Raw genomic sequence first — 14,909 nt, 5'->3', positions numbered from 1 at the left:
AATTCCAGAAACCCTCTTCGCTTACGCGTTGAGGGTTTTTGTTTGTCTGGTGCCTGCAAAAACCAGCGTGAAAACACGTTTTCGTTTCTATGCATCATGCCTTAGCGTGGCTATGATGCGTGCCTTATTGCCAGGCGATTCCAAATGCTGACCTTGTTAAAGCTTCTTGCCGATGGTGCGTTTCATTCCGGACAGGTATTGGGCGATGCCCTCGGCATAAGTCGCAGTGCTGTCTGGAAGCAGCTTCAGCAGCTTGAAGCGGATCTGGGCATAGATGTCCACAAGGTCCGTGGTCGTGGTTATAGACTCGCGACGCCTATTTCTCTTCTAAGTCCTGGCGGTATCGAACAGTCAGGCTTTCCTGCCAACTGGTCTGTTCGCACTTACGATTCCATCGACTCGACCAACGCTGAGGCCGCACGCCTGATCACTCAAGGCGTTCCTCTGCCTGTACTGGTGGTGGCCGAGCAGCAGACTTCCGGAAGAGGGCGACGTGGTCGAAAGTGGGTAAGTCCCTTTGCTGAAAACCTGTATTACAGCCTGGTCCTGCGCATCGATGGCGGGATGCGTCAGCTGGAAGGCCTCAGCTTGTTGGTGGGGCTCGCGGTGATGAATGTCCTGCGTGATATGGGCGTCCAGGGTGCTGGCCTCAAGTGGCCAAACGACGTGCTTGTTGGCAGGCAGAAGATCGCCGGCATTTTGCTCGAGCTGATTGGCGATCCGGCGGACGTTTGTCATGTGATCATCGGGATAGGGGTGAACGTAAACATGCGTTCTTCCAGCGAGGTGGATCAGCTATGGACGTCGATGAGGCTTGAGACAGGCGGCCTGGTTGATCGCAATCAGGTCGCCGCTCGTATAAGCACCCAGCTTGAGGCTCTTATGGCGGTTCATCGCAGGGAGGGCTTTGCAGCATTTCATAAGGAGTGGGAGCGTGGGCACTTGTGGCAGGGGGCTGCGGTCAAGCTGCTCTCGGGGGTGGAGGTCGTGGAGGGGGTAGTGTTGGGGGTCGACTCACTTGGAGCGCTGCGGTTGGAGGTCAATGGTGTGGAAAAAAGCTTTAGTGGTGGTGAGCTGAGCCTGAGGTTGCGAGATGATTCTTGAGCTCGATTGCGGCAACAGCTTCATCAAGTGGCGCATTACCGCTAAAAGCGATGCAGCAGTGGTCAGCGGCGGGGTTGTGGACTCTGACGCAGCCTTGTTGGAGCACCTGCGTAATCTACCTGACACGACGTTCAGCGACTGCCGTCTGGTAAGTGTCCGCAGCGCCGAAGAAACGGCGCGTCTGGTTGCAGTCCTGGCTGGCACGTTCTCGGTTGCCCCCGTCTGCGCAGTGCCTGCCCGCGAGCTGGGAGGGGTGATCAATGGCTATGACGATTTCGAACGTCTCGGCCTGGATCGCTGGCTGGCTTTTGTAGGTGCGTACCATCTTGTCAAACGTGCATGCCTGGTGATTGATCTGGGCACTGCCGTGACATCTGATTTCGTCGACGCCGGCGGCGCGCATCTTGGTGGTTTCATCTGTCCTGGGATGCCCTTGATGCGCAATCAGTTGCGCACCCATACTCGTCGCATCAGGTATGACGACACAGAGGCGGAAAGGGCGTTGGTTCGCCTAGTTCCCGGGCGGGCGACCGCAGAAGCGGTAGAGCGCGGCTGCTCGCTGATGCTTCGGGGGTTTGCAGTGACTCAGGTCGAGATAGCTCGTGGGTATTGGGGGGACGACTTTGCTATTTTTGTGACGGGCGGTGACGCTGCTCTGGTTGCGGATGTGCTGCCAGGAGCCCGAATTGTTCCTGATCTGGTCTTCGTGGGGCTGGCTCTCGCCTGCCCTTTGCGTTGAGGTCTTTATGCGTTGGTTATTTCTTCTGCTGTTGATGCTTAATGCCTTTTATTACATCTGGCATCAGCAGGAGGCTCCGCTCAGGGCCAAGGAGGTCATGCCCTTGTCGTTGCACCGTGCTTCTCAGCAGGATATCCGTCTGCTCAGCGAATCGGATGCTGGCCGGGCGTCCCACGATCCTGACACTAAATGTCTGTACGTTGGTGGCTTTGCCAGGCAAGAGGACGCGCGCCTGGTAGAGCAGCGATTGAACAGCCTGGATATCCAGTCTCAATATCAGTCAGTGCAAACGAGCGGGGCGACCGCCTACTGGCTGAAAATTGCGCCGGAAAGTCGACGCCTTGTCGAAGCAGGCTTGATCAGCCAGCTGAGTCAGGATTTCCCGCAATTAAAAAATCAAATAATGTCGTGCGAGGGCATTGCAACTGCTGATTAGTTTACATAGAATGGCGCCCGCTTCGCAGTGAGGTGAAAGTCTCACGAACGAAGTGGTAGTAGTCAACGCATGTAACCTCAGGTTTTTACTGAGAAAAAGGTTGACAGAAGGGTAGCATGAGTTGAGAATGCTGCCTCGCTTAGGAGGGGTTCCCGAGCGGCCAAAGGGATCAGACTGTAAATCTGACGTCTACGACTTCGAAGGTTCGAATCCTTCCCCCTCCACCAGATTTAGCGCGAGCTGCAAGTTGTGCGGGTATAGTTTAGTGGTAGAACCTCAGCCTTCCAAGCTGATGATGCGGGTTCGATTCCCGCTACCCGCTCCAGGCTTGTGGTTCATGCATAGTGTTTTGCTCTTGTAGCTCAGTTGGTAGAGCACACCCTTGGTAAGGGTGAGGTCAGCGGTTCAAATCCGCTCAAGAGCTCCATTGATAAAGGCAGATATGAAAATATCTGCCTTTGTTTTAGGCGGTTCCGCGCTGCGTGCGCCGTCTAAAGCTTATTCGGAGGGCGTCGCCTGTTTGGTGCTCTCCGAATAAGGTGTTGAAAAACTCTTGTCAGGTCCGCATAATGGTCGGCCTGATTTTGCTTTTAGGTCAGTAGCTCAATTGGCAGAGCGACGGTCTCCAAAACCGTAGGTTGGGGGTTCGATTCCCTCCTGACCTGCCAGATTCCCTAGATGTAATCTGGCTTTCTTTTCACAGGATCTCCGTAGATGAATCCCAAGGCTGAAGCATCAGACTCTCGCTTTGATATGCTGAAGTGGCTCCTGGTAGTCGTTTTGGTTGTCGTGGGTGTTGTCGGTAATCAGTATTATTCTGCTGAGCCGATCCTGTATCGCGTTCTCGCTCTCCTTGTGATTGCCGCAGCCGCTGCATTTGTAGCGCTGCAGACAGGCAAAGGTAAGGCTTTCTTCGTTTTGGCGAAAGAGGCCCGTGCCGAGATCCGTAAAGTCGTATGGCCTACTCGCCAAGAAACCACTCAAACCACGTTGATCGTTGTGGCTGTTGTGCTGGTTATGGCGTTGCTGTTGTGGGGGCTCGATTCCCTGCTCGGCTGGCTTGTTTCCTTGATAGTTGGCTAAGGGTGTCCCGTGGCTAAGCGTTGGTACGTAGTGCATGCTTACTCGGGTTACGAGAAGCATGTCATGCGCTCGTTGATCGAGCGTGTGAAGCTGGCAGGCATGGAAGATGGCTTCGGCGAAATTCTGGTTCCCACTGAAGAAGTGGTTGAAATGCGTAATGGCCAGAAGCGCAAAAGCGAACGCAAGTTCTTCCCAGGTTATGTGCTTGTTCAGATGGACATGAATGAGGGTACTTGGCACTTGGTCAAGGACACCCCGCGTGTCATGGGCTTCATCGGCGGTACCGCTGACAAGCCTGCTCCCATCACTGATAAAGAGGCAGAAGCGATTCTGCGTCGTGTCGCTGATGGTAGCGACAAGCCGAAGCCGAAGACGCTGTTCGAGCCAGGTGAAGTCGTTCGTGTCACCGACGGTCCGTTCGCTGATTTCAATGGCACGGTCGAAGAAGTTAACTACGAAAAGAGCCGGATTCAAGTGGCGGTGCTCATTTTCGGACGCTCTACTCCGGTAGAGCTGGAGTTCAGTCAGGTCGAAAAGGCATAACTGAGCTGGAATCCCATACCCCGCAGCCCAAGGCTGTGGGGTTTTTTCGTCACTGGGATATACGCGTAAGTAACCGGGGAGCCTTTGTTGGCGCTTGAACCCGTAATTGGAGTGCCTCATGGCCAAGAAGATAACCGCATACATCAAGCTGCAAGTGAAAGCCGCTCAGGCTAACCCAAGCCCGCCAGTTGGTCCTGCTCTGGGTCAGCACGGTGTGAACATCATGGAATTCTGCAAAGCGTTCAACGCCCGTACTCAGGGTATTGAGCCAGGCTTGCCGACACCAGTGATCATCACTGTATACAGCGACCGTAGCTTCACTTTCGAAACAAAAAGTACCCCTGCATCGGTTCTGCTGAAGAAAGCTGCAGGCTTGACCAGCGGCTCGGCTCGCCCGAACACCGTTAAAGTTGGCACCGTGACTCGTGCTCAGCTGGAAGATATCGCTAAAGCAAAAAATGCGGATCTGACTGCAGCTGACATGGAAGCGGCCGTGCGTACCATCGCCGGTTCCGCTCGTAGCATGGGCCTTAACGTGGAGGGTGTGTAATGGCTAAGCTGACCAAGCGTCAAAAGGCAATCGCCAGCAAGATCGAAGCTGGTAAATCCTACAACTTCGTAGACGCTGCTGCTCTGCTGACCGAGCTGTCGACTGTCAAGTTCAGTGAGTCTGTAGACGTTGCTGTTAACCTGGGTGTTGATCCTCGTAAATCCGACCAGGTTGTACGTAGCGCTACTGTACTGCCACACGGTACCGGTAAGACTGTACGCGTTGCAGTTTTCACCCAGGGTCCTGCTGCTGAAGCTGCTCTGGCTGCCGGTGCTGACCGCGTTGGTATGGACGATCTGGCCGCTGAAATGAAAGCTGGCGACCTGAACTATGACGTCGTTATCGCTTCCCCTGACGCAATGCGCGTTGTGGGTCAGCTGGGTCAGGTTCTCGGTCCTCGCGGTCTGATGCCAAACCCGAAAGTCGGCACTGTTACTCCTGACGTTGCTAACGCCGTCAAGAACGCCAAGGCTGGTCAGGTTCGTTATCGTACCGACAAAAACGGCATCATCCACACTTCCGTTGGCAAGGTCGGTTTCGACGCTGTCAAGCTGAAGGAAAACGTTGAAGCCCTGATCGCTGATCTGAAGCGTATCAAGCCTGCTTCTTCGAAAGGTATTTACGTCAAGCGCATCACCCTGAGCACCACTATGGGCCCAGGCCTGGTCATCGACCAGGGTTCGTTGGAAGCGTAAGACAAAATGGTACGGTGATTGATGCCGTACCGTTTGAAAGATTGGGGTCCCTGCCTGGCGGGGGCTATCCAAGACCGTAGGCGACGCAAGTCTTAAACCACAAGCCTACGCAGATGGTGCTCCCGGTTCCTTACCGAATCAGACACCAAAACGACATCTGGCTTCGGTCGGATGAAACGGTAACAAGCAGGAGTTAAACCCGTGGCAATTAAACTCGAAGACAAGAAGGCCATCGTCGCTGAAGTCAACGAGGCTGCCAAAGCTGGTCTGTCCGCTGTCGTGGCTGATGCCCGTGGCGTGACGGTTGGCGCAATGACCGGACTCCGTAAAGAGGCTCGTGAAGCTGGCGTTTACGTACGTGTTGTACGTAACACCCTGCTCAAGCGCGCTGTTGCTGACACTGAATTCAGTGTCCTCAACGACGTGTTCACTGGCCCGACCTTGATCGCGTTCTCCAATGAACATCCTGGCGCTGCTGCCCGTTTGTTCAAGGAATTCGCTAAAGGTCAGGACAAGTTCGAGATCAAGGCAGCTGCGTTCGAGGGCAAGTTCCTCGCAGCTAATCAGATCGATGTACTGGCAAGCCTGCCGACCCGTGACGAAGCAATTTCTCAGCTGATGAGCGTGATTCAAGGCGCTACCAGCAAGTTGGCTCGTACTCTGGCGGCTGTTCGCGACCAAAAAGAAGCAGCTGCAGCCTAAGGCTGAGTCAGATCTTTTCGCGTATTTTTGTTTATTTTGATGGTCGCGTAGGCCGTCCCCCAATTCAGGAAATTGAGTCATGTCCATCTCTCAAGACGATATCCTTAACGCCGTAGCTGAAATGTCCGTTCTGCAGGTTGTAGAGCTGATCAAGGCTTTCGAAGAGAAGTTCGGCGTTACTGCTGCTGCTGGCTCTGCTGGTCCTGCTGCTGCAGCTGCTGTTGTTGAAGAACAAACTGAATTCAACGTCATGCTGCTGGAAGCTGGCGAGAAGAAAGTAAACGTGATCAAGGCAGTTCGTGAACTGACCGGTCTGGGCCTGAAAGAAGCCAAGGCTGTAGTTGACGGCGCTCCTGCCCAGGTTCTGGAAGCAGTGTCGAAAGACGCAGCTGACAAAGCAAAAGCTACCCTGGAAGAAGCAGGCGCTAAAGTCGAGCTGAAATAAGCATCGATTTTGAGTGTCCAGCCCACGCGTTTAGCGAAAGGCTGATGGCTGGTGGCTTTTGCCACCGGCCTTTTTCCGTTATAGACGATTGGCGCTGTCAACGTCTGTAACGTGTGGCATCCACCGATGGCGGTGGCGCAAACCAAGGGGTTTGCAAGATTTTCTGGCTGCTTCCGTCGGGAGGGAGCCAAACAAGCAGGTGACCAAGCTGGGGAACGCTGATGGCTTACTCATATACTGAGAAAAAACGTATCCGCAAGGACTTTAGCAAGTTGCCGGACGTAATGGATGTGCCGTATCTCTTGGCCATCCAGCTGGATTCGTATCGCGAATTCCTGCAGGCGGGAGCGACCAAAGATCAGTTCCGCGACGTCGGTCTGCATGCAGCCTTCAAATCCGTTTTCCCGATCATCAGCTACTCCGGCAATGCTGCGCTGGAGTATGTAGGTTATCGCTTGGGCGAACCGGCATTTGATGTCAAGGAATGCGTGCTGCGCGGTGTGACTTACGCAGTACCTCTGCGAGTCAAGGTCCGTCTGATCATTTTCGACAAAGAATCGTCGAACAAAGCGATCAAGGACATCAAAGAGCAAGAAGTCTACATGGGTGAAATCCCCCTGATGACTGAGAACGGTACCTTTGTAATCAATGGCACCGAGCGCGTTATCGTGTCTCAGCTTCACCGTTCGCCTGGCGTATTCTTCGACCACGACCGTGGCAAGACGCACAGCTCCGGCAAGCTGCTGTACTCCGCTCGTATCATTCCTTACCGCGGTTCGTGGCTGGACTTCGAGTTCGATCCGAAAGACTGCGTATTCGTCCGTATCGACCGTCGTCGCAAGCTGCCTGCGTCCGTACTTCTGCGCGCTCTGGGTTACACCACCGAGCAAGTGCTTGATGCTTTCTACACCACCAACGTATTCCATGTGCGCGGCGAAAACCTGAGCCTGGAACTGGTGCCTCAGCGCCTGCGTGGTGAAATTGCCGTTCTGGATATCCTGGACGACAAGGGCAAGGTCATTGTCGAGCAGGGTCGTCGTATCACTGCCCGTCACATCAACCAGCTGGAAAAGGCCGGGATCAAAGAGCTGGAAGTGCCTCTGGACTACGTCCTGGGTCGCACTACAGCCAAGGTCATCGTGCATCCGGCAACCGGTGAGATCATTGCCGAGTGCAACACCGAGCTGAACACTGAAATCCTGGCCAAGATCGCCAAGGCTCAGGTTGTTCGCATCGAAACGTTGTACACCAACGACATCGACTGCGGTCCGTTCGTCTCCGACACACTGAAGATCGACTCCACCAGCAACCAACTGGAAGCGCTGGTCGAGATCTATCGAATGATGCGTCCTGGCGAGCCGCCAACCAAGGATGCCGCTGAAACACTGTTCAACAACCTGTTCTTCAGTCCTGAGCGTTACGACCTGTCTGCTGTAGGCCGGATGAAGTTCAACCGTCGTATCGGTCGTACCGAAATCGAAGGCTCGGGCGTGCTGTGTAAGGAAGACATCGTAGCGGTCCTCAAGACCCTCGTTGATATCCGTAACGGCAAAGGCATCGTCGATGACATCGACCACCTCGGTAACCGTCGCGTTCGTTGCGTTGGCGAGATGGCCGAGAACCAGTTCCGTGTAGGTCTGGTCCGTGTCGAGCGCGCTGTCAAAGAACGTCTGTCCATGGCAGAAAGCGAAGGCTTGATGCCTCAGGACCTGATCAACGCCAAACCTGTTGCGGCGGCGGTCAAAGAGTTCTTCGGTTCCAGCCAGCTGTCCCAGTTCATGGACCAGAACAACCCGCTGTCCGAGATCACGCACAAGCGTCGTGTTTCCGCGCTCGGCCCTGGCGGTCTGACGCGTGAGCGTGCCGGCTTTGAAGTTCGAGACGTTCACCCGACTCACTACGGCCGTGTGTGCCCGATCGAGACGCCTGAAGGTCCGAACATCGGTCTGATCAACTCCCTGGCGGCCTATGCCCGCACCAACCAGTACGGCTTCCTCGAGAGTCCGTACCGTGTGGTCAAGGAAGGTCTGGTCACCGAAGAGATCGTCTTCCTTTCGGCGATCGAAGAAGCGGACCACGTCATTGCTCAGGCTTCGGCCGCAATGAACGACAAGCAAGAGCTGATCGACGAGCTGGTTGCTGTGCGTCACTTGAACGAATTCACCGTCAAGGCGCCAGCCGATGTCACCCTCATGGACGTTTCGCCCAAGCAGGTTGTCTCGGTAGCTGCATCGCTGATTCCGTTCCTCGAGCACGATGACGCCAACCGTGCGTTGATGGGTTCGAACATGCAGCGTCAGGCTGTTCCTACTCTGCGTGCCGACAAGCCGCTGGTAGGTACTGGCATGGAGCGCAACGTTGCTCGCGACTCCGGCGTTTGCGTCGTGGCTCGTCGTGGTGGTGTGATCGACTCGGTTGACGCCAGCCGTATCGTTGTTCGCGTTGCCGATGATGAAGTTGAAACAGGTGAGGCGGGTGTAGACATCTACAACCTGACCAAATACACCCGCTCCAACCAGAACACCTGCATCAACCAGCGTCCGCTGGTCAGCAAGGGTGACCGTGTTCAGCGTAGCGACATCATGGCCGACGGCCCGTCCACCGATATGGGTGAACTGGCGCTGGGTCAGAACATGCGCATCGCGTTCATGGCCTGGAATGGTTTCAACTTCGAAGACTCCATCTGTCTTTCTGAGCGTGTTGTTCAGGAAGACCGCTTCACCACGATCCACATTCAGGAACTGACCTGTGTGGCACGTGACACCAAGCTTGGGCCAGAGGAAATCACAGCTGACATCCCTAACGTGGGTGAAGCTGCTCTGAACAAGCTGGACGAAGCGGGTATCGTTTATGTAGGTGCCGAAGTCGGCGCCGGCGACATCCTGGTCGGTAAGGTCACTCCGAAAGGCGAGACCCAGCTGACTCCGGAAGAAAAACTGTTGCGCGCGATCTTCGGTGAGAAAGCCAGCGACGTTAAAGACACCTCCCTGCGTGTACCAACCGGTACCAAAGGTACTGTCATTGACGTTCAGGTCTTCACCCGTGATGGTGTCGAGCGTGATGCGCGTGCCCTGTCCATCGAGAAGTCGCAACTCGACGAGATCCGCAAGGATCTGAACGAAGAGTTCCGTATTGTCGAAGGCGCTACTTTCGAACGTCTGCGCTCTGCGCTGGTGGGTCGTGTAGCTGAAGGCGGCGCTGGCCTCAAAAAGGGCCAGGAGATCACCAACGAAGTGCTCGACGGTCTTGAGCATGGTCAGTGGTTCAAGCTGCGCATGGCTGAAGATGCTCTCAACGAGCAGCTCGAAAAGGCTCAGGCTTACATCGTTGATCGTCGTCGTCTTCTGGATGACAAGTTCGAAGACAAGAAACGCAAACTGCAGCAGGGCGATGACCTGGCTCCAGGCGTTCTGAAAATCGTCAAGGTCTACCTGGCAATCCGTCGCCGCATCCAGCCGGGCGACAAGATGGCCGGTCGTCACGGTAACAAGGGTGTGGTCTCTGTGATCATGCCGGTTGAAGACATGCCGCACGATGCCAATGGCACGCCGGTCGATATCGTCCTCAACCCGCTGGGCGTACCTTCGCGTATGAACGTTGGTCAGATTCTCGAAACCCACCTGGGCCTGGCGGCCAAAGGTCTGGGCGAGAAGATCAACCGCATGCTCGAAGAGCAGCGTAAAGTTGCTGAGCTGCGCAAGTTCCTCAACGAGATCTATAACGAAATCGGCGGTCGTCAGGAGTCTCTGGAAGACCTCTCCGACAACGAGATTCTGGACCTCGCGAAGAACCTGCGTAACGGCGTACCGATGGCTACCCCGGTTTTCGACGGTGCCAAGGAAAGCGAAATCAAGGCAATGCTCAAGCTGGCAGATATGCCGGAAAGCGGCCAGATGCAGCTGTTCGACGGTCGTACCGGCAACAAGTTTGAACGTGCTGTAACGGTTGGCTACATGTACATGCTGAAGCTGAACCACTTGGTGGACGACAAGATGCACGCGCGTTCCACTGGTTCGTACAGCCTGGTCACCCAGCAGCCGCTGGGTGGTAAGGCACAGTTCGGTGGTCAGCGTTTCGGGGAGATGGAAGTGTGGGCGCTGGAAGCATACGGCGCGGCGTACACTCTGCAGGAAATGCTCACAGTGAAGTCGGACGATGTGAACGGTCGTACCAAGATGTACAAAAACATCGTGGACGGCGATCACCGTATGGAGCCGGGCATGCCCGAGTCTTTCAACGTGTTGATCAAAGAAATCCGTTCGCTCGGTATCGATATCGATCTGGAAACCGAATAACACGTGACGCGAATCGGGGGCAGGGCGGTATTGCCTGCTCCCTGCTCCGCCAGGAGGAAAAGCCTTGAAAGACCTACTGAATTTGCTGAAAAACCAGGGTCAAGTCGAAGAGTTCGACGCAATCCGTATCGGACTTGCATCGCCTGAGATGATCCGCTCTTGGTCGTTCGGTGAAGTTAAAAAGCCGGAAACCATCAACTACCGTACGTTCAAGCCTGAGCGTGACGGTCTGTTCTGCGCCAAGATCTTTGGCCCGGTAAAAGATTACGAGTGCCTGTGCGGTAAGTACAAGCGCCTGAAGCACCGTGGTGTCATCTGCGAAAAATGCGGTGTTGAAGTAGCACTGGCCAAGGTTCGTCGCGAGCGCATGGCTCACATCGAGCTGGCTTCGCCGGTTGCTCACATCTGGTTCCTGAAATCGCTGCCGTCCCGTATCGGTTTGCTGATGGACATGACCCTGCGTGATATCGAACGTGTTCTCTACTTCGAGAGCTATGTCGTTATCGATCCAGGCATGACTACCCTTGAAAAAGGTCAGCTGCTGAACGACGAGCAGTACTTCGAAGCGCTTGAAGAGTTCGGTGACGACTTCGATGCCCGCATGGGTGCCGAGGCTGTCCGCGAGCTGCTGCACGCTATTGACCTGGAGCACGAAATTGGCCGCCTGCGCGAAGAAATTCCGCAAACCAATTCCGAAACCAAAATCAAGAAGCTGTCCAAGCGTCTGAAATTGATGGAAGCCTTCCAGGGTTCCGGCAACCTCCCTGAGTGGATGGTGCTGACCGTTCTGCCGGTTCTGCCGCCAGATCTGCGTCCTCTGGTTCCGCTTGACGGTGGCCGTTTCGCGACGTCCGACCTCAACGACCTGTATCGTCGAGTGATCAACCGTAACAACCGTCTGAAGCGCCTGCTGGATCTGTCCGCTCCCGATATCATCGTGCGCAACGAAAAGCGCATGCTGCAGGAAGCGGTCGATGCACTGCTCGACAACGGCCGTCGCGGTCGTGCGATCACAGGTTCCAACAAGCGTCCTCTGAAATCCCTGGCTGACATGATCAAGGGTAAACAGGGTCGTTTCCGTCAGAACTTGCTCGGTAAGCGTGTTGACTACTCGGGTCGTTCGGTAATTACCGTAGGTCCGACCCTGCGTCTGCACCAGTGCGGTCTGCCGAAGAAGATGGCTCTCGAGCTGTTCAAGCCGTTCATTTTCGGCAAGCTGGAAATGCGTGGCCTGGCCACGACCATCAAAGCTGCCAAGAAGATGGTCGAGCGCGAGCTGCCAGAGGTCTGGGACGTTCTCGCTGAAGTGATTCGCGAACACCCGGTGCTTCTGAACCGTGCGCCAACGCTTCACCGTCTGGGCATCCAGGCGTTTGAACCGGTATTGATCGAAGGTAAGGCTATTCAGCTGCACCCGCTGGTCTGTGCTGCGTACAACGCCGACTTCGACGGTGACCAGATGGCCGTTCACGTGCCTCTGACGCTGGAAGCTCAGCTCGAAGCCCGTGCACTGATGATGTCGACCAACAACATTCTGTCGCCAGCCAACGGTGAGCCAATCATCGTTCCTTCGCAGGACGTTGTACTGGGTCTGTACTACATGACCCGCGAAGCGATTAACGCCAAGGGCGAAGGTCGTGTATTTGCGGATCTGCAGGAAGTCGACCGCGTATTCCGCGCCGGCGAAGCGGCTCTGCACGCCAAGGTCAAGGTTCGTATCCACGAAACGGTCAACGACCGTGATGGTGGCAGCGTCAAGAACACCCGTATCGTCGACACCACTGTCGGCCGTGCGCTGCTGTTCCAGGTGGTTCCGGCCGGCCTGTCCTACGACGTTGTCAACCAGCCGATGAAGAAGAAGGCGATCTCCAAGCTGATCAACCAGTGCTATCGCGTGGTTGGCCTGAAAGAGACCGTTATCTTCGCTGACCAGTTGATGTACACCGGTTTTGCCTACTCGACCATTTCGGGTGTTTCCATCGGCGTTAACGACTTCGTTATCCCTGATGAAAAAGCTCGCATCATCGACGCGGCTACCGAAGAAGTTAAAGAGATCGAAAGTCAGTACGCCTCCGGCCTGGTAACCCAGGGCGAGAAGTACAACAAGGTAATCGACCTTTGGTCCAAGGCGAACGACGAAGTCTCGAAAGCGATGATGTCGAACCTGTCCAAAGAGCGTGTTATCGACCGTCACGGCGTCGAAGTTGATCAGGAATCCTTCAACTCGATGTACATGATGGCTGACTCCGGGGCGCGTGGTTCTGCTGCCCAGATCCGTCAGCTGGCCGGTATGCGTGGTCTGATGGCCAAGCCTGACGGCTCCATCATTGAAACGCCGATCACTGCGAACTTCCGTGAAGGTTTGAGCGTACTTCAGTACTTCATCTCTACTCACGGTGCTCGTAAGGGTCTTGCGGATACCGCACTGAAAACCGCTAACTCCGGTTATCTGACACGCCGTCTGGTAGACGTCGCTCAGGATCTGGTGGTTACCGAGGTTGACTGCGGTACCGAGCACGGTCTGCTGATGACACCGCACATTGAAGGCGGTGACGTTGTGGAGCCGCTGGGTGAGCGCGTACTGGGTCGAGTCATCGCCCGTGACGTATTCAAGCCGGGCACAGAAGATGTCATCGTGCCTGCTGGCACGCTGGTAGACGAGAAGTGGGTCGAGTTCATCGAGCTGAACAGCATCGACGAAGTCATCGTTCGTTCGCCAATCAGCTGCGAAACCCGCTACGGCATCTGCGCCAAGTGCTACGGTCGCGACCTGGCACGCGGTCATCAGGTCAACATCGGTGAAGCTGTCGGCGTAATCGCTGCACAGTCGATCGGTGAGCCGGGTACCCAGCTGACAATGCGTACGTTCCACATCGGTGGTGCGGCAAGCCGGACCTCGGCAGCCGACAGCGTTCAGGTGAAGAATGGCGGTACTGTCCGTCTGCACAACCTGAAGCACGTCGAGCGTGTTGACGGTCACCTGGTTGCGGTATCCCGCTCCGGTGAGCTGGCAATCGCAGATGACTTCGGTCGCGAGCGTGAGCGTTACAAGCTGCCATACGGTGCAGTGATTTCGGTGAAGGAAGGCGACAAGGTCGACGCTGGCTCTATCGTGGCCAAGTGGGATCCGCACACTCACCCAATCGTCACCGAGATGAAAGGTACTGTTACCTACGTAGGCATGGAAGAAGGCATCACGATCAAGCGTCAGACAGACGAATTGACCGGTATGACCAACATTGAAGTGCTCGACGCCAAAGACCGCCCGGCTGCCGGCAAGGACATACGTCCTGCTGTGAAGATGGTCGGTCTGGATGGCAAGGATCTGCTGCTGCCTGGTACTGACGTACCGGCCCAGTACTTCCTGCCGGCCAACGCCCTTGTTGGTGTTGCTGACGGTGCGCAGATCGCGATCGGTGATGTTATCGCTCGTATTCCGCAGGAAACTTCGAAGACTCGTGACATCACCGGTGGTCTGCCGCGTGTTGCCGACCTGTTCGAAGCGCGTCGTCCGAAAGAGGCGTCGATCCTTGCAGAAGTCAGCGGTACCATCGCATTCGGTAAAGAGACCAAGGGCAAGCGCCGTCTGGTCATTACCCCGAACGACGGTAGCGATCCGTACGAGGAACTGATTCCGAAGTGGCGTCACCTGAACGTCTTCGAAGGCGAGCAAGTGAACCGCGGCGAAGTTATCTCCGACGGCCCGAGCGATCCACACGACATCCTGCGTCTGCTGGGTGTGAGTGCGCTGGCCAAGTACATCGTCAACGAGATTCAGGACGTATACCGTCTGCAAGGCGTGAAGATCAACGACAAGCACATTGAGACGATTCTGCGTCAGATGCTGCGCAAGGTTGAGATTGCCGAGTCTGGCGATTCCAGTTTCATCAAGGGCGACCAGATGGAATTGACTCACGTACTGGTAGAAAACGAGCGTTTGAGCACGGAAGACAAGTTTGTTTCCAAGTTCACTCGCGTGTTGCTGGGTATCACCAAGGCATCGCTGTCCACCGAGTCGTTCATCTCCGCGGCCTCCTTCCAGGAGACAACCCGCGTACTGACCGAAGCGGCTGTGACCGGCAAGCGCGATTACCTGCGCGGCCTGAAGGAAAACGTGGTCGTGGGTCGTCTGATCCCGGCCGGTACTGGTCTGGCTTATCACAGCGAGCGCAAGCGTCGTCGTGAAATGGACAAACCGACCCGTGTCAGCGCGAGCGAAGTAGAAGCAGCTCTGACGGAAGCGTTGAACTCCAGCGGTAATTGAGACCAGAGCCTCGGCATTTTTCACCTGGCAGACAGCACCTTTCGTGCTGCCTC

At 55.6% G+C, this 14,909-nt stretch carries 11 protein-coding genes and 4 tRNA genes; all 15 read left to right on the top strand.

Annotated elements, in window-relative coordinates; all coding sequences use genetic code 11:
- The first annotated feature begins 144 nt into the window (after positions 1–144).
- The 15 genes from birA (at position 145) to rpoC (ending at position 14,856) form a co-directional block, all read left to right on the top strand.
- Positions 145–1,104: a bifunctional biotin--[acetyl-CoA-carboxylase] ligase/biotin operon repressor BirA gene (gene birA, locus AO388_RS08405; protein ID WP_044310380.1), complete on the top strand. Its 960-nt coding sequence runs from the start codon at positions 145–147 to the stop codon at positions 1,102–1,104.
- Positions 1,094–1,843 carry a pantothenate kinase gene (locus tag AO388_RS08400; protein WP_058416289.1) on the top strand — a complete coding sequence of 250 codons (750 nt, stop codon included), beginning with the start codon at positions 1,094–1,096 and terminating at the stop codon, positions 1,841–1,843. Before birA ends, AO388_RS08400 begins: the two co-directional genes overlap by 11 nt.
- Before the next feature lie 7 nt (positions 1,844–1,850).
- A complete protein-coding gene (locus tag AO388_RS08395; protein WP_058416288.1) occupies positions 1,851–2,279 on the top strand; it encodes a hypothetical protein in 429 nt (142 codons plus the stop codon).
- Between the two features lie 142 nt (positions 2,280–2,421).
- Positions 2,422–2,506: transfer RNA gene (locus AO388_RS08390), tRNA-Tyr, on the top strand.
- Between the two features lie 24 nt (positions 2,507–2,530).
- A tRNA-Gly gene (locus AO388_RS08385) sits at positions 2,531–2,604 on the top strand.
- A 26-nt stretch (positions 2,605–2,630) separates the two neighbouring features.
- A tRNA-Thr gene (locus AO388_RS08380) sits at positions 2,631–2,706 on the top strand.
- Between the two features lie 165 nt (positions 2,707–2,871).
- A tRNA-Trp gene (locus AO388_RS08375) sits at positions 2,872–2,947 on the top strand.
- Positions 2,948–2,993: 46 nt separating this feature from the next.
- Complete coding sequence (secE, locus tag AO388_RS08370) at positions 2,994–3,362, top strand: preprotein translocase subunit SecE (protein WP_002555502.1); 369 nt, start codon at positions 2,994–2,996, stop codon at positions 3,360–3,362.
- Between the two features lie 9 nt (positions 3,363–3,371).
- Positions 3,372–3,905 carry a transcription termination/antitermination protein NusG gene (gene nusG / locus AO388_RS08365; protein WP_002555501.1) on the top strand — a complete coding sequence of 178 codons (534 nt, stop codon included), beginning with the start codon at positions 3,372–3,374 and terminating at the stop codon, positions 3,903–3,905.
- A 118-nt stretch (positions 3,906–4,023) separates the two neighbouring features.
- Positions 4,024–4,455: a 50S ribosomal protein L11 gene (rplK, locus tag AO388_RS08360; protein ID WP_002555500.1), complete on the top strand. Its 432-nt coding sequence runs from the start codon at positions 4,024–4,026 to the stop codon at positions 4,453–4,455.
- Positions 4,455–5,150, top strand: coding sequence for a 50S ribosomal protein L1 (rplA, locus tag AO388_RS08355; protein ID WP_002555499.1), 696 nt, complete (start codon positions 4,455–4,457; stop codon positions 5,148–5,150). Before rplK ends, rplA begins: the two co-directional genes overlap by 1 nt.
- A 201-nt stretch (positions 5,151–5,351) precedes the next feature.
- The gene (rplJ, locus tag AO388_RS08350) at positions 5,352–5,852 is read left to right on the top strand and encodes a 50S ribosomal protein L10 (protein WP_003431816.1); all 501 of its coding nucleotides are present in this window, start codon (positions 5,352–5,354) and stop codon (positions 5,850–5,852) included.
- A gap of 79 nt (positions 5,853–5,931) precedes the next feature.
- Positions 5,932–6,297 (top strand): 50S ribosomal protein L7/L12, encoded by a 366-nt coding sequence (rplL, locus tag AO388_RS08345; protein WP_003317111.1) that lies wholly within the window; start codon positions 5,932–5,934, stop codon positions 6,295–6,297.
- A gap of 221 nt (positions 6,298–6,518) precedes the next feature.
- Positions 6,519–10,592, top strand: a complete 4,074-nt coding sequence (rpoB, locus tag AO388_RS08340; protein ID WP_003431815.1) for a DNA-directed RNA polymerase subunit beta — start codon at positions 6,519–6,521, stop codon at positions 10,590–10,592.
- A 64-nt stretch (positions 10,593–10,656) separates the two neighbouring features.
- Positions 10,657–14,856 carry a DNA-directed RNA polymerase subunit beta' gene (rpoC, locus tag AO388_RS08335; protein ID WP_003431814.1) on the top strand — a complete coding sequence of 1,400 codons (4,200 nt, stop codon included), beginning with the start codon at positions 10,657–10,659 and terminating at the stop codon, positions 14,854–14,856.
- The last annotated feature ends 53 nt before the right edge of the window (positions 14,857–14,909 follow it).

The organism is Pseudomonas sp. ICMP 10191 (assembly GCF_001467335.1).
GTDB lineage: Bacteria > Pseudomonadota > Gammaproteobacteria > Pseudomonadales > Pseudomonadaceae > Aquipseudomonas > Aquipseudomonas cerasi.
The sequence above is the reverse complement of the archived record's forward strand: the minus strand, read 5'-3'. Positions and strand labels throughout refer to the sequence as shown.